This window comes from Rhizobium sp. KNZ14-9A (assembly GCF_056755015.1).
This window is the reverse complement of the sequence record NZ_JBPGXB010000002.1, coordinates 2,874,503-2,894,327: the sequence shown is the minus strand read 5'-3', so window position 1 is coordinate 2,894,327 and position 19,825 is coordinate 2,874,503. Positions and strand designations below refer to the sequence as shown.

The window sequence follows — 19,825 nt, the reverse complement described above, 5'->3', positions numbered from 1 at the left end:
GCGCCGTTACGGATAAGTAGCAATCGGTCGTTGTGATCTGTTATATTTGCAATGCTGTCTTCGGGTTGGGGATAGGCCCCGAAGATCACAAGGCATAAGTGGACCCCCCGTCCGGTTTTCCTGGCCGGACGGAAACAAGGCTTTGCGGGACCGTTGTTGCAGTCCCGCAAAGCTTTTTTGTGCGCCTTCGCTGCGTCCCATTAGTTTCAATCGTTTGATCTTGCATCCTGTTAGGGATTTATTGTGCGGCGCAACATTTCGCCGCATTTGTCGATTTTCATTTCAACACCAAGGGATTAAGCTGGTCTCCGAAATGGTGTTGGGGGGAAGATGACCAAGTGGGTCTATACGTTCGGCAACGGGCAGGCTGAAGGCCGGGCGCGAGACAAGGAGATCCTTGGCGGCAAGGGCGCCAATCTTGCCGAAATGTGCAGCCTCGGCCTCCCGGTTCCTCCCGGCCTGACCATTGTCAGCGAAGCTTGCAGCACCTATTACAAGAACGGTCGCAAGATTGATCGGGCACTGAAGGAGCAGGTGCTCGCGGGCATTGCGAGTATCGAGGAGATCACCGGCCGCCGTTTCGGTGCGGGCAACCAGCCTCTTTTGCTTTCCGTGCGCTCAGGTGCCCGTGTTTCCATGCCGGGCATGATGGATACGGTGCTCAACCTCGGCCTGAATGATGAGACGGTGCAGGCGCTCGGCCATGATGCTGGCGACGCACGCTTCGCCTGGGACAGCTATCGCCGCTTCATCCAGATGTATGCCGATGTCGTCATGGGGCTCGGCAATGACCTCTTCGAGGAAATCCTCGAGGACGAGAAGGGGCGCCTCGGCCACGAGTTCGATACCGAACTCAACGCTTCCGAATGGCAGCATGTCGTTTCGCTCTACAAGGTGCTGATCGAGGAAGAGCTGGATGAGGCTTTCCCGCAGGATCCCGCGGTACAACTCTGGGGCGCTGTCGGCGCGGTGTTTTCCAGCTGGATGAGCGCACGCGCCGTTACCTACCGCCAGCTACACAATATTCCGGAAGCCTGGGGCACGGCGGTCAACATCCAGGCGATGGTCTTCGGCAATCTCGGCAATGCCTCGGCCACCGGTGTCGCCTTCACGCGCAATCCCTCGACCGGGCAGAAGCTGCTTTACGGCGAGTTCCTCGTCAATGCGCAGGGTGAAGACGTCGTCGCCGGAATTCGCACGCCGCAAAGCATCACCGAGGAGGGGCGTATAGCCTCAGGCTCCGAAAAGCCCTCGATGGAAAAGCTGATGCCGGAAGCCTTTGCCGAGTTCGGCCGCATCTGCAACGAGCTCGAAGCCCATTACCGCGATATGCAGGACATCGAATTCACTATCGAGCGCGGCAAGCTCTGGATGCTGCAGACACGCTCCGGCAAGCGCTCGACACGGGCAGCCATGAAGATCGCTGTCGACATGGTGGACGAAGGTGTCATTACCGAGGACGAAGCCGTCCTGCGCATCGAGCCATCGACGCTCGATCAGCTCCTGCATCCGACCATCGATCCGCGCGTCAGCCGCCAGGTGATCGGCTCCGGCTTGCCGGCCTCGCCGGGGGCGGCCACCGGCGAGATTGTCTTCACGTCGGAAGAGGCCGTTGAGGCAGAGTCGGAAGGTCGCAAAGTGATCCTGCTGCGCGTCGAGACGAGCCCGGAAGACATTCACGGCATGCATGCCGCAGAAGGTATTCTCACCACGCGCGGCGGCATGACCAGCCACGCCGCCGTCGTTGCTCGCGGCATGGGCATCCCCTGCGTCGTCGGCGCCGGCACCATGCGTATCGACGCCCGCAATGAACGGTTGATAGGCATTGGTGTGACGCTGAAGAGGGGCGATATCATCACCATCGACGGTTCCGCCGGTCAGGTGCTGAAGGGTGAAGTGCCGATGATCCAGCCGGAACTGTCGGGCGATTTCGGCCGCATCATGGGCTGGGCAGACCGCGCCCGCCGCATGACTGTGCGCACCAATGCCGACACGCCGGCCGATGCCCGTGCCGCCCGCTCCTTCGGTGCCGAAGGCATTGGGCTTTGCCGCACCGAGCATATGTTCTTCGAGGGCGAGCGCATCCATGTCATGCGCGAGATGATCCTGGCGGAAGACGAGAAGGGCAGACGCAGCGCGCTCGACAAGCTCCTTCCCATGCAGCGGGGTGATTTCACCGGCCTCTTCACCGTCATGCACGGCCTGCCGGTAACGATCCGTCTGCTCGATCCGCCGCTGCACGAATTCCTGCCGAAGAGTGATGAGGAGATCGCCGAGGTCGCCTATGCCATGGGCATGGAGCCTTCGGCCCTGCGCCAGCGTGTCGACGCACTGCACGAGTTCAATCCCATGCTTGGCCATCGCGGCTGCCGCCTTGCCATCTCCTATCCTGAAATCGTCGAGATGCAGGCGCGTGCCATCTTCGAGGCTGCGATTGCCGCAGCGCAGGAAACGGGGGCGGCCGTCGTTCCCGAAATCATGGTGCCGCTCGTCGGTCTGCGCTCGGAGCTCGATTACGTGAAGGCGAAGATCGATGCCGTGGCACTGGATGTCATGTCGGAAGCCAGGATGCGCATCGACTATCTGGTTGGCACGATGATCGAGCTGCCGCGTGCCGCTTTGCGCGCCCATGTCATTGCCGAGGCAGCCGAATTCTTTTCCTTCGGCACTAACGACCTGACGCAGACCACCTTCGGCATTTCGCGCGACGATGCCTCGGCCTTCATTCCGACCTACCAGCGCAAAGGCATCATCGAGCATGATCCCTTCATATCCTTGGATTTCGATGGAGTAGGGGAGCTGATCCGTATCGCTGCGGAGCGCGGCCGGCGCACGCGAAACGACATGAAGCTCGGCATCTGCGGTGAACATGGCGGCGATCCCGCCTCGATCCATTTCTGTGAGACGATCGGCCTCGACTACGTCTCCTGCTCGCCCTTTCGCGTGCCGATTGCGCGGCTTGCAGCCGCGCAGGCGGTGATTTCAGGCGCTCAGTGACGGTAGCGATAGTAGCGCGGATAAACGTAGGGACCGTTCAGATTATAGGCCATGTCGGCCATAACCCAGTCGCTGTCGTAGCGGGCCTGGGCGCGGCGGTCGAGATCGATGCGCTGCAGGCAGTTGGCAAAGCCGTCCGTTCCGCGCTTGAAGCCGTAGCCGAGGCAGGTCTGTTCGTCACGTGCCCGGCGCTCCTCGGGCGTCAGGGTCTGGCAGGCGACAAGCCCGGCGGCCAGAACGGCGAGAAGCGGCAGAACATATGGGCGCATCGGTCTATTCCTTGAGCATGAATGTCCGACCAAGAAAATCCATCTGCCAGGCGCCGTCAACCTGACTGTGATATCAAGCCGCGCCCGCGGGGTCGCCAATCGGCAGCAGCGCCGGGTCAAGCGGCCGGCCTTCCGGCTTCTTCGTGTCGCTCGGGTCCTGTGCCGGCGCCAGCGGCGGTTTTTCCCGAATGCGGTCAGGAATATCAGGGGTCGGTTGCGGGCCAAGCGGCGCCTTTGTGCCGGGCATCTGAATCGGATCTCTTTTCGGCATGATTCGCCTCCTTCACTGAGGAAGGAACGGCAGGATGCATGCTTGGTTCCACTTTCGTTGCAATGCGTTCCTATGTAAGAGCAAAGACAGCAGCACTGGAAAGAGCACCATGGCGATCCGCGATCGATTCTCGAAGAAACTCACCTGTCCGCAATGTGGCAATAGCGGTTTTGCCGAAGCCTCCGAGATCGACGACGCCAAGCGCAAGAATCCCGACTTCAAGGTGGATCAGCTGCCACGCGGCTTCTTCGTGCAGCGCTCGTCGGTCCATCAGGAAACATTCATGCTGAAATGCGAATGCGGCCGCAAATTTCCTTTCCGCTCGTTGGCGGAGGCTGCAGCAGGCCGCGATTAAAGCATGTCGCGCAAAAGTGTGCAGCGGTTTTGCGATAACGACATGCGTAAAACAAAGAGCTAAGGCGTCGCGAGCGAATCCTAGAGATCGCGACACGCTTTAGAACTCAGATCCGCTCGAGAACCTCGATGAAGGCATCGGCGAAACGCACCAGATGCTCGGTATCCTCGTCGGGCGCCTGCATGCGGATTTCCGTGCCGTTCTGGTCGAGCAGAGCCAGAACCACCCGCATCTTCTTGTCCGATGTCGGGATGCGCAGAACCGCGATCCGCCGGCAATCCTCCACGAGCCCCGCTGCCGGCAGGTCGAAGAGAAATTCGCCACGGCTTTCGGTAGCCGCCTTGCGCACCACCTCGCAGAAGCCGGCTTCGCCATCGGCGTAGCCTTCCAGCGAAAGTTCGAGTTCGAGCAGTTCCAGTGGCAACAGCGGCTCGGCGCGGTCGATGCCGCCAAGCGAGGAAGCCCGCGGCCTTTCCATCGTCTCGGATGAGATCATCTGTCTCTCCTGTTTCGTGGGAAGTGCATGAGACTCCGGTAGAATGGCCTTTTTACGGCATATCAGCAATAGCTTATGGAGATCGTATGCGCTTTGATTTGGCCTTTGAAGTGGATTGCTTCGGCAATGCTCAGACAAGAGTTTCAATTTAAACGAATCTTGCACTAGAAAAGTCGTTGGCAGCGGGTGCATTCGATGCATCGCTGCCGACCAACTGGTAAGTTTGATGGCCATCCGTTTCGATCGTCCCGTTTCCAGCGCTGCCCGCTTTTCGCGGCACTTCGGGGCGTTTGCGCTTGTGCTTTCGGTCGCGGTGCTGATCGCCCATCGCTTCGGTGGGCTGGCGACACCCTATCTCATTCTGGTGCTGCTCGTTTCCGTCGGCTGCGCGATTCTCGCGACCCTGTTGGCTGCTATCGGCCTTCGCAGCCTTTGGATGACCGGTGCCGAAGGCGGGTTGAATGCGCTGGCGGCACTCATTTACGCTGCCTTTCCGCTCGGCATCGGTGCCTTTGCAGCGGAGCGCTATTTCACTCTGCCGGCAATCTATGACGTGACCACGGATACGGCCACCGCACCCGATTGGCTGTCGACGCCGCAGGCAGACCAGATCTGGCTGCCGCGCGATCCCGTCGTCACACCCGCCGACCGCGAAAGGCAGCTTGTCGCCTATCCGGAACTGACGGGCCGCCGCTACGACGGCGCACTCGATCGTGTTCTCGAAGCCGTCAAGAAGGTCGCAAAGCAAAACGGCATCACCATCATCAAAAGCGAAGGCGACACGACGCCCGGCCGCGAACTGGAAAACAAGCCCGTTCCGGCGCAGCCCGAAAGCGGTGTCGCCGATTCGCCCGATATCATTCCTGTGCCGACGCCGCGCCCCTATGAGGACGATGTGGCGAAGCTGATCCGCGGCGCCAATGGCGTGATTCTGCAGGGTACGACGCGCACCTTCATCCTCGGTCTGCGTTTCGACTTCATCATCCGTCTGCGCGAAGAGGCCGAAACCACCTTCGTCGACGTCCGCGTTGCCTCCCGCTATGGCCAGCACGACCTCGGCTTCAGCGCCGAAGAGGCCGAGCAATATCTTGGTGCCCTCGATTCAGAACTTCTGGGGATCGCGGGTGGGTGAGGCCCGGTGCCGCAAAGCGGCAGTAATCGATCCAGTGGATCGATTACAGGGCCGAACGCCCTGAGCCGCGCGAAGGGCCGGGATACGGTGAGGCATACTAAAACCTACGACCCCAGAAACCGCTCCCGCACCTCAGCCGTGGGCACCATGCAACTCTCCCGTCGCCCCGCTATCCTCAGCCTGTTCCGCGCAACTACGCCATAGGCGACATCCGCAATTCGCCGTGGGACGATCCGCAACATTCCTGCCAGAGCCCACGGCATGCCGAGCCCCTCCAGCATACGGATCGTCGCATCGGATTTGTAATAGGCGCGCCCCCTGTCGAGCAGCAGGTTGGTCTCGTAGTCCCGCGTCTCCAGCCCGTAATGCCGATAGAGCGCCTCGCCGAGCGGCGTCTGGGCGACGATGAAGCGGTAGCGTTTTTCCCTATCCCGCTTCAGCAGGAACTGCACCCAGCCGGAGCAGAAGACACATTCGCCATCGAAGAGGATCAGCGGCCTGTCGTCCGCGAAAGCGGGTACGGAAGGGTCGCCGCGATAGCTGTAATCCGAATGCGCGGCCATCCTCAGCCTCCTGCCAATCGATAATGCGCAACGAGGGAAGGCGGCCTGTCGGCTGTTACCTCGCCGCGCTCCATCAGGTCCTCGATATGTGCCAGCACCGAAAGGGCTGCCGCACCATGCAGCCGCTTATCGGTATCGCGGTATATCACCTCGACCATCCTAGGGATGGTGCTGTCCCCCGCCCGGATGCGCTCGATGATAGAACGCTCCCGCAGGCGCCGATGCGTCTTCAGCGCGCGCAGGAAAGGCGCAGGCGACGTCACCGGCCCTCCGTGGCCGGGCAGCAACAGGCTGTCCTCACGGGCGATCAGCTTGTCGAGCGAGGCCATATAGTCGGCCATGGAGCCGTCCGGCGGGGCCACGATCGTCGTTGCCCAGGCCATCACATGGTCGGCCGAAAACAGGATGCCGCTGCCCTCAAGCGCGAAGGCCGCATGATTGGCAGTGTGGCCGGGCGTCAGCACCCCCGTCAGCGCCCAGCCATCGCCCGAAATCGTCTCTCTGTCGCCGATGGCGATGTCGGGCACGAAATCCATATCGGAACTTTCCGCAAAGGGGTTGATCTCGCCCTCGCGCAGCGGCCGCGACGGACGGTGGGGTCCTTCGCCGACCGTCAGCGCTCCCGTTTTTTCCTTCAGCCGTTTTGCGAGCGGCGAGTGGTCCCGATGGGTGTGGCTGACGAAAATATGCGTCACCTGCCGGCCGGAAAGCGCTGCCATCAACGCTTCGAAATGCACCTCATCCTCCGGCCCCGGATCGATAACGGCAACCGATGTGCCGCCGACGATATAGCTGTTCGTGCCGCGGAAGGTGAAAGGGCTCGGATTATTCGCCGTCAGGCGCTGGATGTCAGCTGTGACCGGAACCGCCCGGCCGTAAGCAGGATCGAAGAAAAGATCGAAGTTCGCGCCGGACATGTCTATTTATATTCGATCTCGATGAAGGACATGGGCTGGTCGCCCGCATTGACGACATTGTGCTCGGTGCCGGCCTCGCGGCGATAGGCAGCGCCCTTGGCGATATCCACCCGCCGGCTTCCCTCGGCATCCTCGATCAGGAACTGGCAGTCGGTCATCGGCACGACCACGTAGCCGAACCCATGTGTATGAACGCCGGTATCGGCACCCGGCTCGAAATCCCACTGCGTGATGCGCACGACGGCATCATCGAGGATCAGCGTCGCAAGCGCCGGCGGACGGGCGCGATATTGGCTCAACGGTGTCTCCATTGGCTGTGTCGATGCTTGAAGTCCTACCATGCCGACGTGACAGCGCATACAAATATGACGTCGCAGTGAACTTAGTGATTGTGGCGCAGACAGTCCTTTGCTAATCAGGCCACGTTTTGGCGAAGCGGCATTTGCTTCAGCTCTGGTGGGGCGTAGCCAAGCGGTAAGGCAGCGGTTTTTGGTACCGCCATCCCCTGGTTCGAATCCAGGCGCCCCAGCCACATCTCTCGGACAACCCGTTCACCTGTTCGCTGCCCCTGCGGCAATAGTCAGCACAAGCTCATCTACCTCGCGCGCAAGACGCTCGGGGGGGCAGGCCGACGAAGCCGCCTTCGAGACTGATGCTGACGACGCCGTGAACGGCGCCGAACAGGGTGCGGGCGCGTCACCGAGACCGCGCCGGTCATTTCGATCAACACGCGGATGTACAACAAGTCGGGCACGGTCGGCAAAATCCTGCCGGGCATGGAATGGAAGCTCGAACCGGTCCCTGGCATCGATGAGGGCGGCCGGCTCGTCGTTCGCGGCGCCAATGTCATGGCTGGTTATCTGCGCGCCGAAAATCCCGGTGTGCTCGAACCGCTCGTCGATGGCTGGCACGATACTGGCGACATCGTCACCATTGATGAGGACGGTTTCGTCAAGATCCGTGGCCGCGCCAAGCGCTTTGCAAAGATCGGCGGCGAGATGATATCGCTTGCTGCCGTCGAGACCCTTGCTGCGGAATTATGGCCGGGCGCACTTTCGGTCGTCTCCTCGATCCCGGACGCAAAGAAGGGCGAGCGGCTGGTTCTTTTGACCGATGCGCCGACTGCCACCCGCGCCGAGTTCCTCGCTTTCGCCAAATCGAAGGGTGCCATGGATATGATGGTGCCGGCCGAGGTCAACATCGGCGCGGTGCCGGTGCTCGGATCGGGCAAGGTGGATTTTGTGACGGCGCGCAAAATGGCCGAAACCGCGGCGCAGCCGGAGCAGGCGGCATAAAGCCAGTCTTCGCCGGTTGAACGGCCCAGCGATGATCTCTGAAAATGAAACAGGCGGCTTCTGGCCGCCTGTATCTGTATCTCTGACAGACCGCGTTACTTCTGTTCCGGCGCCAGGAATTCTGCGCAATAGGAAGGGCCGTTCACGCCCGGAATATCGTTCACGGTACGGATGTCGCGGATCGTGTAGTCGGAATTGGTGGTGATTTCGGCCTGGCAGCGCAGGTAGAGCGTGCGGGCGCTCGCAACCTGCTTGCCGCGCTTGCCATCGGCGCCTTCGGCATATTTCGCGGGAACGCGCACCGTCTTGTAGCCGCCCTTCCAGCTGTAGATCGTCGACGAGCCTTCGTCGCGGTCGCTAAGCGGCGGGCCGTAGGCGGCAAAGAATTTGCCGGCCGACTGGCCGACCCAGCGTGCTTCGATCGGATCGCCGGGAGTGGGTATGGTGGTGCATCCGGCAAGCGCAATCGCAAGCGCGGCGGCCCCGGTCATGGTGCGGAATTTCATCGTGTCGTCCCTGATATCTAGCCAGTGGCTGCGAAGCCGCCTTCACGGCGGTTTCGCCTGTCCCGCCAAGCCCTTTAGCGCGTAACCCGGCAAAAGAAAATTGCCTGTTCGGCGCTTGTGAACAATTTGCCGGAGGTGTGGCTTTTTGCTGCATGGCCGGCCGGAAGGTGCTGTCATTAGCCTGTCAAAAAATCAGACGACTTTTTGAATTTTGGCGCTTGCGCAACATGATAGGCCGGTCTATAGAGGCGCCGCTGGTCACGGAGTGTAGCGCAGTCTGGTAGCGCACCACGTTCGGGACGTGGGGGTCGAGTGTTCGAATCACTCCACTCCGACCAGCCGAAAAGCCCGCTTCTGCGGGCTTTTTCTTTTCCGGCTTTGCTGCATGAAAATTCGCGGCAACGATTGCGGCAATGAATAGTCACTTCTTCTTCCTTCGCGGCCAGTGGTGAATGCTGCACCGATATTTGCTTGATGATCGGGATGCTGATGGCCGTAGGTTTTCTCGGGCGTCTAAGGGTCATGTCTAAGTGAGCCCGAAGCTTTCCACTTATCGGCCGCGGCTTGCATTAGCCAGGTGGCGGCCGGGTGCCACAGCGTGTGCCTGACAACGCCTTTCGCATCATCGCCCATCACGACATCCACGAGGTTCCTGAACGCACGTTTCGGATCGGGCGGCTTGCCGTTGTACTCGGGGACATATTTGGCGCCTAGTCGATGCCAGCGGCCAAAGCTGTCGGAGATGAGCGTCAAGAACATCGAGCGGGGCGAGTCCGATCCACGCATCGGCACACTTCAGGCTGTAAAGTACGCCCTCGAAGCTGCCGGCATTATCTTCATCGACTCGAACGGCAACGGCCCCGGCGTTCAACTTCGCCACCCGGCTTGACCGCTTCATCTTCAATAGCTGCAGGACAGCGCGTTGGTCGGCCTGAAGCCCTGGCTACAGGCAGGATTCACGGAAGTCCTGGGCTGATACTGGAAATCGGCACGATTTGAGGTTTGGTGCGTCGTGCACGCTGAGGCCAGAGTGGTCAGCCCGATCAACGTAACGCCTATTATCAGTGTCCGAATTCTGCTCATCATGGTCACCTTCCCGTGGCAAAGCGCCTGGACGCAAAATGTCGCTCCCTCAGACGGATGCGAGAGCCATCACGAACACTTGACCGCTCTATTTCGCTTCAATCACTTCTAACAGCGGCCCACCAACCCGCACGTCACCACACTGAGGAGACATGGAAAAATATGCTTTCGGCGTTCGCGCCGGCGGCAAAAGCCTCAACGTGTTTTGATAAGAGATTTTAGATGACTACTGAGCCACGCCTCTTTGGTCGCAAGGAAGCCGCTGAGTATTGCGATATCGCCCAAGGTACTTTTTCGCTCTGGGTTGCCATCCACAGGATGCTCCGGCGGGAATAGGCAACCCGAACGCCACCCCTTTGCCGGCACGGATCTGCCCCGCGTATCAAGAAATGACGATCGCTCGCGCGATAGCCGACGCAACTTTGGTGTGTATTTAGAAAATTCTAACTTGCTAATGCGTGTTGGGTGCGCATAATCCCCTTGGGGAGGAACGGGGATGATCAGCAGCGCTGAAATAATCGAAATGTATTCGGACTATTATACTGACGGCGAAGTCGCTGAGAAACGCGCAATCGCCGCGAAGCAGTCCGCTGGACACATCAAGCAAGTTGCAGCAGATCAGAGCTTCCAATCAATCATCGATATCGGCGCAGGCGAGGGCGCGGTTCTTTCGGAACTTGCCGACAATGGCTTTGCCAATCGTTTCGCGGCAGTGGAGCTATCTCGATCAGGTATAGAGGCCATACGGGCACGCCAGATCGAAGCTCTGGCAGCGGTCGACCAATTCGACGGCTATTCAATCCCACATCCAGACAAGACATTCGACTTGGGTCTGGCAATCCACGTTCTCGAACATGTCGAGCATGAACGGATGTTTCTGCGGGAGGCCAAACGTGTCAGTCGAAACCTCTATGTCGAGTTGCCGCTTGAACTTACCAACGATCTTTCGAAGTCTATCCGAGAATCCGGTCCCTACGGCCATATCAACTTTTATACGCCAGGCTCCTTCGAGAACTTGCTGAAGACGTGTGGCCTTAAGGTCGAGCGTCTAATGGTTTTTGCCCACGACATTCAATACGAACAGTACTTGGCTGGACGGGCAAAGGGATGGCTAAAGTACCAAATTCGCCAAAAACTCCTGAGAATCGCTCCGAAGTTTGCCACGAGGAACATGGTCTATATGGCGGGAGCACTTTGCAAAGCTGATTGATAGAGCGGGTCGAAGCCCGCCCGCCTCAATCGTCCTTCCCGCGGCGATCCCAATAGCCGGCGGTCTGAACGGCCAAGTACAGATTGCTGGTGGCCCAGCTAACGACACGGCTGTTCATGTCGGTCACCACCGATCCGCGGTAGCCCCTGCTGTTCGCGGCCGGCTTTACGCCGTTGTCTAAAATCGCCCAACATAGGGGTCACCGGCATTAGGATCAGCAAGGCCGACTTCACCGGCGCCGGTATTCACCGTAGCCCGACAGGCTCTGTTTCCTCCTCCGCCCACCGATTTGAAATAGCCAAAACGTTAAATTTTAGATGTTGCTAACGAACAAATTGGCGCTAAGCTGGTTTCCTTCGGAGGAGGAAGCATCAATGAAGAAGATGAACAATCGACAAGTTCGAATCCCCGGCCCGAAAGATCAAGATATCACGGAGCACTGCCGAAAATTCGGGATAGGCCCGGCCGAGGAGAAGAAGCTGAAGAAGCTCCTGGGCCATCGGGCGCCACTCCACGAGATCCAGGCGAACGCTTCCACGCCTCAGCCGAAGTGGCGTTAGAGCGAAAGCTTTTTCACCTGAGCTATGAATGTGATGTCGGCGTCAGCCCGCTCTGACACGGCCAAGAGATTTCCCAGATGCTTGAAATAAAAAGCCCCGCCGGTGGCTTTCGGCGGGGTAGATGGGGAAAGCTCTCCGAAAGGTGGCAGGAGAGCTTGGGCATTTCAGCAAGACTGGAAGAATGAGGCGAGGGCACTTTTGCCGGATTCGGTACAGTTCGCTTAAAAACCCATAATTTTTAGTGGGAAAATTTGCGATTTCGGCCTGGCGCCGTTTTTTGGCAGGGGCAGGCACGCCGTCGTAACGGCGAGCCTGCCTTTCTGATGTCGTCAGCCGGCTGGCTGCAGCTTGTCCTGCGTCTTCGTGTTGAAGTCGCTGGCGTCATGGCGTTCGTGGAGCTGGCTGGAGAGCTCGCCGCTGACGCGGTTGACCATGCGGCCGCGCTTGACGGCCGGGCGTTCGCCGATCAGGTCGGCCCAGCGCTTCATGTTCTTGTATTCCTGCACCTGCAGGAATTCGGCGGAATCACCATACATCCAGCCCTTCACGAGGCCGCCATACCAGGGCCAGATCGCCATGTCGGAGATGGTGAACTCGTCGCCGGCGATATATTCGCTTTCGGCCAGGCGCCGGTCGAGCACGTCGAGCTGGCGCTTGGTCTCCATGGCGAAACGGTTGATCGCATATTCGATCTTCGTCGGCGCATAGGCATAGAAATGGCCGAAGCCGCCGCCGAGATAGGGCGCGCTGCCGACCTGCCAGAACAGCCAGGAGAAGCATTCGGCGCGCTTGGCCGGGTCGGTCGGCAGGAAGGCGCCGAATTTTTCCGCGAGATAGGTGAGGATTGCGCCGGATTCGAAGATGCGCACCGGCTTTTCGCCGCTGCGGTCCATCAGTGCCGGGATCTTGGAGTTTGGGTTGACCTCGACGAACCCGCTGCTGAACTGGTCGCCATCGCCGATCCTGATCAGCCAGGCATCATATTCCGCGCCGCTATGACCAAGCGCCAGCAGCTCCTCCAGCATGATCGTCACTTTCACGCCATTCGGTGTTCCAAGTGAATAAAGCTGCAGCGGGTGACGGCCGATCGGCAACTCTTTTTCACGGGTCGGCCCGGCAATCGGGCGGTTGATGCTGGCGAATTGGCCGCCGCTTTCCTTGTCCCAGGTCCAGATCTTGGGGGGCGTGTACTCGGACGAACTGGTCATATGAGCTCCTGACAGAATAACTTCGTGCTTTGCGTGAAAGGCCCAACCCTTAACCTCAATTGGGACCCATGAACATATTGGTAGCAATGAAGTTATTGTCATCGGGGCGGCGGCTTTTTAATTGCCGCCACCAGAGCGTTTTTAAAAGCTGAGCTTGCTCTTCTGCTGTCCCTCGGCATCGAAGTTTTCGGGCGCCAGCCATGCCTCATAGCCGGCCTTCAGCTTCGGCCAATCGCCGTCCGTGATGGCAAACCAGGCGGTATCGCGATTACGGCCCTTCTGCACCATGTGCTGGCGGAAGATGCCTTCGAAGGCGAAGCCGAAACGCTGTGCCGCGCGCTTTGACGGCTCGTTGAGATTGTTGCACTTCCATTCGAAACGCCGGTAGCCGAGCGTGTCGAAGACATAAGCGGCGCAGAGATAGAGCGCTTCGGTCGCCACGCGCTTGCGGGCGATTTCAGGCCCCCAGAGAATATTGCCAATCTCGATCACGCCATTGGCGGTATCGATGCGCATCAGCCCCTGCCGGCCCTCGGCGCGTCCCGTTGCCTTGTCGATGACGGCAAAGAACAGCGGGTCTTCGCTGGCGACGGACCTTTCCAGCCAGGGCGTGAAGGCTGCCATATCGGCCGGTGCTGCTTCGAAGAGATAGCGGAAGCGGTCCTCTGCGCCCGGCTGCTGCGCCGAGCGGAGCAGATCGGCGCCGTGCTTTGCGGCGTCCAGCGGTTCCAGGCGTGTGTAGCGGCCCTCAATCGGGGCGCGGGCGGGGCGGGCAACGCCCTTCCAGTCGGCAAGATCCTTTGTCATATCCATCATTCCATTGAACTGCTGCATTGAACTCCGGCTGCTCTTGCCTTGCTAATGGACTGGAGTAAAAGTCCACTTTTGATCTTTTTGGCAGACCAGTTGACTGATGACATCCGCACCCACATGGCTGAGCCTCGATCGAAACGGCGGCGATCTGACTGGCCAGATCTATCGAAGCCTGCGCGACCGCATCCTGCTCGGCCAGCTTCCGGCCGGCCATAAGCTGCCATCGACCCGTGCCTTTGCGGCTTCGCTCGGTGTTGCACGCTCCACGGCGGTAGAGGCCTATGACCGCCTGAGATCCGAAGGTTATATCGAGGCCTCTGCGGGTACTGCGACGCGGGTTGTCGCACTCGAACGCATGTGGCCGGAACGCCAGAGGGACGATAGCGCTCCCATTGAGGAGGCGAGATCGGATCAGCCTTCCTATCGTGGCCTGTTCCGGCCCGGTGTGACTGACGTATCGGATTTCCCGCATGCAGCCTGGAGCCGCCACCTTGCTTCCTGCAGCCGTTCGCTGCGCAGCCATCATCTCGGCTATGAGAACCCGACCGGTATCCGCGAACTACGCAAAGCCATCCTCGAGCATATCTCGGCGACGCGCGGCGTGGTCGCCGAGCCGGAGCAGGTCATGATCATGCCCTCCACGCGCGCGGCGATCGACATGCTAGCGAGGTCAATGCTGAGCAGGAGCGGGCGCAAGACCGCATGGATGGAAGATCCTGGCTACGCTGCTGCGCGCTTGCTGCTCGGCGATGCCGGCGCCGACATCGTGCCGGTTCCCTGCGACGAGCACGGCATCGACGTTTCCCGGGCGGAAGGCTCGCAGCCGGCGCTGATCTACGTGACGCCATCCCATCAATATCCGACCGGCGCCACGCTCAGCCTGCCGCGCCGGCTGGCGCTGCTGGAGGCAGCGCGCCGTCACGAAAGCCTTATCGTCGAGGATGATTACGACAGCGATTTTCAATATGGCTCGCGACCGATCGCCGCCTTGCAGGGCATCGACAGGGCGGAGGTCGTGGCTTATGTCGGCACCTTCTCGAAGGTGCTGGCGCCCGGCCTGCGTGTCGCCTATGCCGTCGTGCCGCGCTGGCTGGTATCAGAGGCTTCGGAGGCGCTGCATCGCAGGGGCGTTGCCGTCTCCACCCATATCCAGGCGGCACTTGCCGATTTCATCAATGAGGGCCGTCTGCGCGCCTATTTGAGGCGTATGAACCAGCAATATGCCGAGCGCATGGCCCGGACGATCGGGATGCTGGAGAGCCATTTTGGCGGAAGACTTGTCATTTCGGGCGGCAATGGCGGACTGCAGCTTGCTGCCTGGTTTCGCGATGCGACGGTGGATGACCGGGCGGTCGTCGGGAAGGTGAATGCATCAGGCTATGGTCTGATGGCGATGTCGGGTTTCTTTATCGGCAAATCTGCCCCCGGCATCCTCTTTGGTATCTCGCAAGCGGAAGCGGCTGCCGTTCAAAGACTGGCAGCCGATCTGAAGTTGATGCTTGGTTAGAAACAACTGCGCCCGGACCTGGTCCGGGCGCAGCGCTCGCGTGGATGCCCTTCAAGCGGCGGCGAAGGGCACGGCCACGAAGGTTTTGTTGCCGCCGCGTTCGATCAACAGTAGCACCGACTTGCGACCGGACTTGCCGGCATCGGCAACGGCGGTCTTGACGTCGCGGGCATCATGCACCGGCTTGTCGTTGACCGAGACGATCACGTCGCCGGGCTGGATGCCGGCCGCTGCCGCCGACTTGTCCGGGTTGACGTTGGCAACGACTGCGCCGGCAACGCTGTGAGGCAGATTAAGCTGCTGGCGGACATCGGGCGTCAGGTCGGCAAGGCCGATGCCGAGGCTCGGCTGGCCGGCAGCCTGGCCCTGGTCGTCGCTGCTTTCGACGGCAGCCTGCTTCTGGGTGTCTTCATTACCGCCGACGGTGACGTTGAGATCGACCGTCTTGCCGTCACGCCAGACAGTCAGCGTTTCCTTCGCACCTGGGGACAGATCGGCAACGAGGCGCGACAGATCCTTCGGCGTCTTGACGCTTTCGCTGCCGACGGCCGTCACGATGTCGCCGGTCTTCACGCCGGCATGCGCTGCGGGCGCTTCGTTGGAAACGGCAGCAACCAGCGCGCCTTCAGCCTTGGAGAGGCCGACAGCATCGGCGACATCCTGGGTGACCGGCTGGATCTGCACGCCGAGATAGCCGTGATCGATCGAACCGTCCTTCTGCAGCTTGGCGACGATCGTCTTTGCTTCAGACGAAGGAATAGCGAAGCCGACGCCGACGCTGCCGCCGTTCGGCGAGTAGATGGCGGTATTGATGCCGACGACATTACCGTCACGATCGACCAGCGGGCCGCCGGAATTGCCGTGGTTGATCGGTGCATCGATCTGGATGAAGTCGTCATAGGGGCCGCTATGCAGGTCACGGCCGCGGGCCGAGACGATGCCGGCCGTCACCGTCGTGCCGATGCCGAACGGGTTGCCGATGGCAAGGATCTGGTCGCCGAGCTTCAGCTTGTCTGAATCGCCCCAGGCGACGGTCGCAAGCGGATGCGGAGCCTGAACCTTCAGAACCGCGAGGTCGGACTTGGCATCGGCGCCAAGCAGCTTGGCCGGCAGTTCGGTGCCGTCATCGAGTGTGACCTTGATGTCGATGGCATTGTCGATGACGTGGTTATTGGTGACGATCACGCCGTCGGGGCTGATGACGAAGCCGGAGCCGAGCGCCATGGCATGCTGCTGCGGTTGCTGCTGCTGTGGTGCCTGGTGCGGTAGAGGAATACCCTGCTGTTCGAAGAACTGGCGGAACTGCTCGTCCATCGGTGAACTGTCGGCGCTGGCGTTGGTCGCCTTCATCGTGGTGGTGATGGTTACCACGGCCGGCTTGTCGGCATCGACGACGGAAGCAAACGAGCCGTTGGAGGCAAGAATGCCGCCGGTCTCGGCCGGTGCAGCAAGAGCCGCCGAGGAAGAGGAGATGGCGAAGGGCAGGGAGGCCGCGCCGAGAACGATGGCCGCTCCGACAAGTGCTGCGGCCCGATGCTTGCGAAGAATGTTTGACATGGTGGAAGTCCCTTGCGAGAGCGTTGGCATTGAATGGCGTCTTGGTTCCATGCCATGGACCTTGGCGTCGATAAGTATTGCCGCCAGTTTTTACCGTATATTACCTGGATTTCGCCTGTATGATGTGGCGAATACTGTGTTTGGAAAGAACTGGCGCTTGATACCTATATGACCCGTTCTGCGGGATTTACAAATTAAACATTGATCATGTTTTTATTACGGTATCGTAAGACATTACTATAATTTAATCTTGGCTGACCAAGCATTGCCGCAATTCTCTCCGCGCCTGCTGTTGCCCGCACCGCAAGGTGCCAGAATAGTAAAATATATCCCACTTTCCCGTGATCTGCCGGCCTGCCAGCGCGTATTAAATCGAACAATTCGCAACGGTTGTTGATGTTTTTTCGCGGCTTGGTTGAGGCAGAACATTAAAATGTTAGTAGACTCTAAATTAATTTTTCTTCAGAAAGAGAAAGCTGCGAATTGGCGGAGAGCCAGGCTCGCGGCGGCATGCGGGAAGCGATGAGGGATTCAGTGAAGCCGGGGCGGGAAAATAAACGCGGTTCCCATGTAAAGCTGAGTGATGTTGCAAAGAGGGTAGGGGTCAGTCCGATCACAATCTCGCGTGCGCTTCGCAATCCCGAAATCGTCTCTGAAGAGCTGCGAGAGGTCATCCTGCGCACAGTCGACGAGATGGGCTACATCCCCAATCTTGCCGCCCGCGCTCTTGCCGGCCGCCACAGCGGCATCGTCGGCGTCATCACGCCGTCGCTTCATCATCCCTGCTTCACCGGTGTGATGATGGGCATCGAGGAGCGGTTGCGCGCTACGGATCTGCGCGTGCAATATGCCAACACGCTCAACGACGTCGATCAGGAGATCAACCAGTTCAAATCCTTCCTGGCGCAGAAGCCGGCCGGGATCATCCTCGTCAACGCGGAATATTACGACGGCCTTGCGACGCTGATGGATGCGGCCGCTTTTCCGGTCGCCCACGTTGCCGATCTCAGCCAGCCGCCGGAAACGCTGCTTGTCGGCATGTCGCATCATGTCGCCGCCGCCGCCGCCGCCCGGTTCCTTTTGTCGAAAGGGTACAAGCGGATTGGTTTCATTGGCGGGCTCAGCGATATCCGCTCGCGCCGCAGTCGTGCGGGATATGAGGAGGCCATGCGCCGGGCCGGTCTCGACAATCCGTCGCTGACACACGGCGAAGACGGTTCCACCAGCATTGGTCTCGGACGGCGCCTGTTCAGCGAGCTGCTGGAGCGGGTGCAGGATCTCGATGCGATCCTTGCGCAAAATGATGATCTCGCCCTCGGCGCGCTGATCGAATGCAATGAACGCGGTATCAGCGTGCCCGATGATTTCGGTATCTGCGGCTTCAACGATCTGGAATTCGCGCAGTTCACCTCGCCATCTCTGACGACGGTGCATGTTCCGCGTCATGATCTTGGCCGCCGCGTCGCCGATATGCTGCTACGCGCCATCCGCGAAGAGCCGGCAGAGGAGCACAGGGTCGATCTCGGCTTTTCGATCATCGAGCGCGGGTCGACGCGCTCGATGCCGAAGCAATAAAAAGGGGCCGACCGGCCCCTTTTTCTTAGATATCGCTGGCGGCGCTCGACCAGAGCTCGGCCGCTTCCGATGCCGTCATGCGGCGCACCTCCGCTTCGTGGCTACGCTTGGCGAACAACTCGCTTGCCATGATCTGCTCGGCAAGGTCCGCCGGAAGCGACAGGATCACGCGGGCATCATTGCCATGCAGGCCGCTGACATCGGCGCGCTTGCCGGTCACCATGCCGCCGGCGATGGTGTTGTTGGTCTCGGGGTCAATCAGGATGAAGGAGCCGGTGGCGCGGTTCTGCTCGTAGGGATCGAAGATTGCCGCTTCGTCGAAAACGAGACGCACCTTGCCGATGGCGTTCATGTAAAGCCGCTGGGCGGAATTCCATGTGCCGGTCTTGAGCTCCAGCTGGCTGACGGGCTCGACCTGAACACGCTGGCGGCGCGAGCCGCTCTTCAGCCAGTAGCGCTTGCCGGCCTCGATGCCCTCAGGCTGCAGCGCAACGACCTGTGCATCGAAGGAAAGGCCGGTCTGCGGCTGCGAGTCGATCGAAACGATCATGTCGCCGCGTGCGACGTCCACCTGACGGTCGAGAACGAGCGTGATCGCATCACCGGCAACTGCCGCATTACGCACCAGATCGAAGGTGACGATCTTTGTGACATTTGCAACCATGCCCGAGGGCAGGATCATGACGCTGTCGCCTGGCTTCACAGAGCCGCCGGCAACCGTGCCCTGATAGCCGCGGAAGCTTTCGCCCGGACGCGAAACACGCTGAACCGAAAGGCGGAAACCGGTCGTCTGGCCGGAGCGCACGGTTGCATGTTCCAGCGTTTCGACCAGCGTTGGGCCGCTATACCAGGGCATTGCTGCCTGGCCGGAATAGACGACGTTTTCGCCCTTCAGCGCCGACATCGGGATCGCGGTGATCTGCTTGACGCCGAGCGAAAGTGCGAATTCCTTGAACTCGTGGGTGATCTTGTCGAAGCCGGCGCGGTCGTAATTCGTCAGGTCGATCTTGTTGACGGCAAGCACGAACTGTTTGATGCCGAGCAGCGATGCGATCGTCGCGTGGCGGCGCGTCTGCTCGAGAATGCCGGCGCGGGCATCGACCAGCAGCACGGCGAGATCGGCCGTGGATGCGCCAGTCGCCATGTTGCGGGTATACTGCTCGTGGCCGGGCGTGTCGGCAACGATGAAGGAGCGCTTGTCGGTCGAGAAATAGCGATAGGCGACATCGATCGTGATGCCCTGTTCGCGCTCGGCCTGCAGCCCATCGAGCAACAGTGCGAAATCGGGCAGGCCGAGATCGTTCTGCTTGCCGGTGGAATCGCGGCGAAGCGTCGCCGCCTGATCTTCCTTGACTGCCTTTGTGTCCCAGAGCAGGCGGCCGATCAGGGTGGACTTGCCGTCATCGACGCTGCCGCAGGTGATGAGGCGCAACGGGCGCGAGTTGCGCACGGCCTTGAGTGGCTCGGCGGCGGGCACGGCGACGACGTTTGCGGGAACTGCTGCAGTCATC

General features: G+C 60.3%; 19 protein-coding genes, 2 tRNA genes and 2 pseudogenes. 11 read left to right on the top strand and 12 right to left on the bottom strand.

Annotated elements, in window-relative coordinates:
- Positions 1–330 precede the first annotated feature (330 nt).
- Positions 331–2,997, top strand: coding sequence for a pyruvate, phosphate dikinase (gene ppdK, locus ACR9ZQ_RS21175; protein WP_481428739.1), 2,667 nt, complete (start codon positions 331–333; stop codon positions 2,995–2,997).
- Here ppdK and ACR9ZQ_RS21170 read toward each other — a convergent pair.
- Together ACR9ZQ_RS21170 and ACR9ZQ_RS21165 are read right to left on the bottom strand one after the other, a co-directional pair.
- The gene (locus ACR9ZQ_RS21170) at positions 2,991–3,266 is read right to left on the bottom strand and encodes a hypothetical protein (RefSeq protein ID WP_310378329.1); all 276 of its coding nucleotides are present in this window, start codon (positions 3,264–3,266) and stop codon (positions 2,991–2,993) included. The two genes, ppdK and ACR9ZQ_RS21170, sit on opposite strands and share 7 nt — an antisense overlap.
- A gap of 73 nt (positions 3,267–3,339) precedes the next feature.
- Complete coding sequence (locus ACR9ZQ_RS21165; RefSeq protein WP_481428738.1) at positions 3,340–3,537, bottom strand: hypothetical protein; 198 nt, start codon at positions 3,535–3,537, stop codon at positions 3,340–3,342.
- A 109-nt stretch (positions 3,538–3,646) separates the two neighbouring features.
- On the opposite strand from ACR9ZQ_RS21165, the gene ACR9ZQ_RS21160 reads away from it, so the two are divergent.
- Positions 3,647–3,892: a hypothetical protein gene (locus tag ACR9ZQ_RS21160; protein ID WP_025669523.1), complete on the top strand. Its 246-nt coding sequence runs from the start codon at positions 3,647–3,649 to the stop codon at positions 3,890–3,892.
- Positions 3,893–3,998: 106 nt separating this feature from the next.
- On the opposite strand, the gene ACR9ZQ_RS21155 is transcribed toward ACR9ZQ_RS21160, so the two are convergent.
- Positions 3,999–4,388, bottom strand: coding sequence for a hypothetical protein (locus ACR9ZQ_RS21155; RefSeq protein WP_113323114.1), 390 nt, complete (start codon positions 4,386–4,388; stop codon positions 3,999–4,001).
- Positions 4,389–4,614: 226 nt separating this feature from the next.
- Here ACR9ZQ_RS21155 and ACR9ZQ_RS21150 point away from each other — a divergent pair, with 226 nt between their 5' ends.
- Positions 4,615–5,520 (top strand): DUF1499 domain-containing protein, encoded by a 906-nt coding sequence (locus ACR9ZQ_RS21150; protein ID WP_481428737.1) that lies wholly within the window; start codon positions 4,615–4,617, stop codon positions 5,518–5,520.
- Between the two features lie 104 nt (positions 5,521–5,624).
- On the opposite strand, the gene ACR9ZQ_RS21145 is transcribed toward ACR9ZQ_RS21150, so the two are convergent.
- Genes ACR9ZQ_RS21145 through ACR9ZQ_RS21135 form a run of 3 tightly spaced genes read right to left on the bottom strand, consistent with a single transcriptional unit; the run spans position 5,625 to position 7,299 of the window.
- Entirely contained in the window at positions 5,625–6,083 is a 459-nt protein-coding gene (locus ACR9ZQ_RS21145; protein ID WP_310378321.1) for a thiol-disulfide oxidoreductase DCC family protein, read from the bottom strand.
- Between the two features lie 2 nt (positions 6,084–6,085).
- Positions 6,086–7,000 carry an MBL fold metallo-hydrolase gene (locus tag ACR9ZQ_RS21140; protein ID WP_439014287.1) on the bottom strand — a complete coding sequence of 305 codons (915 nt, stop codon included), beginning with the start codon at positions 6,998–7,000 and terminating at the stop codon, positions 6,086–6,088.
- Between the two features lie 2 nt (positions 7,001–7,002).
- Positions 7,003–7,299 carry a cupin domain-containing protein gene (locus ACR9ZQ_RS21135; RefSeq protein ID WP_037105544.1) on the bottom strand — a complete coding sequence of 99 codons (297 nt, stop codon included), beginning with the start codon at positions 7,297–7,299 and terminating at the stop codon, positions 7,003–7,005.
- A gap of 158 nt (positions 7,300–7,457) precedes the next feature.
- Here ACR9ZQ_RS21135 and ACR9ZQ_RS21130 point away from each other — a divergent pair.
- A tRNA-Gln gene (locus tag ACR9ZQ_RS21130) sits at positions 7,458–7,532 on the top strand.
- Between the two features lie 19 nt (positions 7,533–7,551).
- Here ACR9ZQ_RS21130 and ACR9ZQ_RS21125 read toward each other — a convergent pair.
- Positions 7,552–7,696, bottom strand: a pseudogene (locus tag ACR9ZQ_RS21125) (TetR/AcrR family transcriptional regulator); the annotation flags it as partial.
- On the opposite strand from ACR9ZQ_RS21125, the pseudogene ACR9ZQ_RS21120 reads away from it, so the two are divergent.
- Positions 7,696–8,295, top strand: a pseudogene (locus ACR9ZQ_RS21120) (acyl-[ACP]--phospholipid O-acyltransferase); the annotation flags it as partial. The pseudogenes ACR9ZQ_RS21125 and ACR9ZQ_RS21120 overlap by 1 nt on opposite strands.
- A gap of 95 nt (positions 8,296–8,390) precedes the next feature.
- On the opposite strand, the gene ACR9ZQ_RS21115 reads toward ACR9ZQ_RS21120, so the two are convergent.
- Complete coding sequence (locus ACR9ZQ_RS21115) at positions 8,391–8,801, bottom strand: hypothetical protein (protein WP_113323120.1); 411 nt, start codon at positions 8,799–8,801, stop codon at positions 8,391–8,393.
- Between the two features lie 261 nt (positions 8,802–9,062).
- Between ACR9ZQ_RS21115 and ACR9ZQ_RS21110 the strand changes: the two genes are divergently transcribed.
- The 4 genes from ACR9ZQ_RS21110 to ACR9ZQ_RS21095 all read left to right on the top strand — a co-directional run bounded on the left by ACR9ZQ_RS21110 (position 9,063) and on the right by ACR9ZQ_RS21095 (position 11,654).
- A tRNA-Pro gene (locus ACR9ZQ_RS21110) sits at positions 9,063–9,139 on the top strand.
- Between the two features lie 404 nt (positions 9,140–9,543).
- Complete coding sequence (locus tag ACR9ZQ_RS21105; protein ID WP_310378201.1) at positions 9,544–9,690, top strand: hypothetical protein; 147 nt, start codon at positions 9,544–9,546, stop codon at positions 9,688–9,690.
- Positions 9,691–10,380: 690 nt separating this feature from the next.
- A complete protein-coding gene (locus ACR9ZQ_RS21100) occupies positions 10,381–11,094 on the top strand; it encodes a class I SAM-dependent methyltransferase (protein ID WP_481428736.1) in 714 nt (237 codons plus the stop codon).
- A gap of 374 nt (positions 11,095–11,468) precedes the next feature.
- Positions 11,469–11,654 (top strand): hypothetical protein, encoded by a 186-nt coding sequence (locus ACR9ZQ_RS21095; RefSeq protein WP_310378195.1) that lies wholly within the window; start codon positions 11,469–11,471, stop codon positions 11,652–11,654.
- A gap of 329 nt (positions 11,655–11,983) precedes the next feature.
- On the opposite strand, the gene yghU is transcribed toward ACR9ZQ_RS21095, so the two are convergent.
- Together yghU and ACR9ZQ_RS21085 are read right to left on the bottom strand one after the other, a co-directional pair.
- A complete protein-coding gene (gene yghU, locus ACR9ZQ_RS21090) occupies positions 11,984–12,862 on the bottom strand; it encodes a glutathione-dependent disulfide-bond oxidoreductase (protein WP_481428735.1) in 879 nt (292 codons plus the stop codon).
- A gap of 141 nt (positions 12,863–13,003) precedes the next feature.
- A complete protein-coding gene (locus ACR9ZQ_RS21085) occupies positions 13,004–13,669 on the bottom strand; it encodes a GNAT family N-acetyltransferase (protein WP_310378191.1) in 666 nt (221 codons plus the stop codon).
- A gap of 106 nt (positions 13,670–13,775) precedes the next feature.
- On the opposite strand from ACR9ZQ_RS21085, the gene pdxR reads away from it, so the two are divergent.
- The gene (pdxR, locus tag ACR9ZQ_RS21080; RefSeq protein ID WP_481428734.1) at positions 13,776–15,182 is read left to right on the top strand and encodes a MocR-like pyridoxine biosynthesis transcription factor PdxR; all 1,407 of its coding nucleotides are present in this window, start codon (positions 13,776–13,778) and stop codon (positions 15,180–15,182) included.
- 51 nt (positions 15,183–15,233) lie between these two features.
- On the opposite strand, the gene ACR9ZQ_RS21075 is transcribed toward pdxR, so the two are convergent.
- Complete coding sequence (locus tag ACR9ZQ_RS21075; protein WP_481428733.1) at positions 15,234–16,739, bottom strand: DegQ family serine endoprotease; 1,506 nt, start codon at positions 16,737–16,739, stop codon at positions 15,234–15,236.
- Positions 16,740–17,261: 522 nt separating this feature from the next.
- Between ACR9ZQ_RS21075 and ACR9ZQ_RS21070 the strand changes: the two genes are divergently transcribed.
- Entirely contained in the window at positions 17,262–18,314 is a 1,053-nt protein-coding gene (locus ACR9ZQ_RS21070) for a LacI family DNA-binding transcriptional regulator (protein ID WP_310378185.1), read from the top strand.
- Between the two features lie 25 nt (positions 18,315–18,339).
- On the opposite strand, the gene cysN is transcribed toward ACR9ZQ_RS21070, so the two are convergent.
- Complete coding sequence (gene cysN / locus ACR9ZQ_RS21065; protein ID WP_481428732.1) at positions 18,340–19,824, bottom strand: sulfate adenylyltransferase subunit CysN; 1,485 nt, start codon at positions 19,822–19,824, stop codon at positions 18,340–18,342.
- Position 19,825 lies beyond the last annotated feature (1 nt).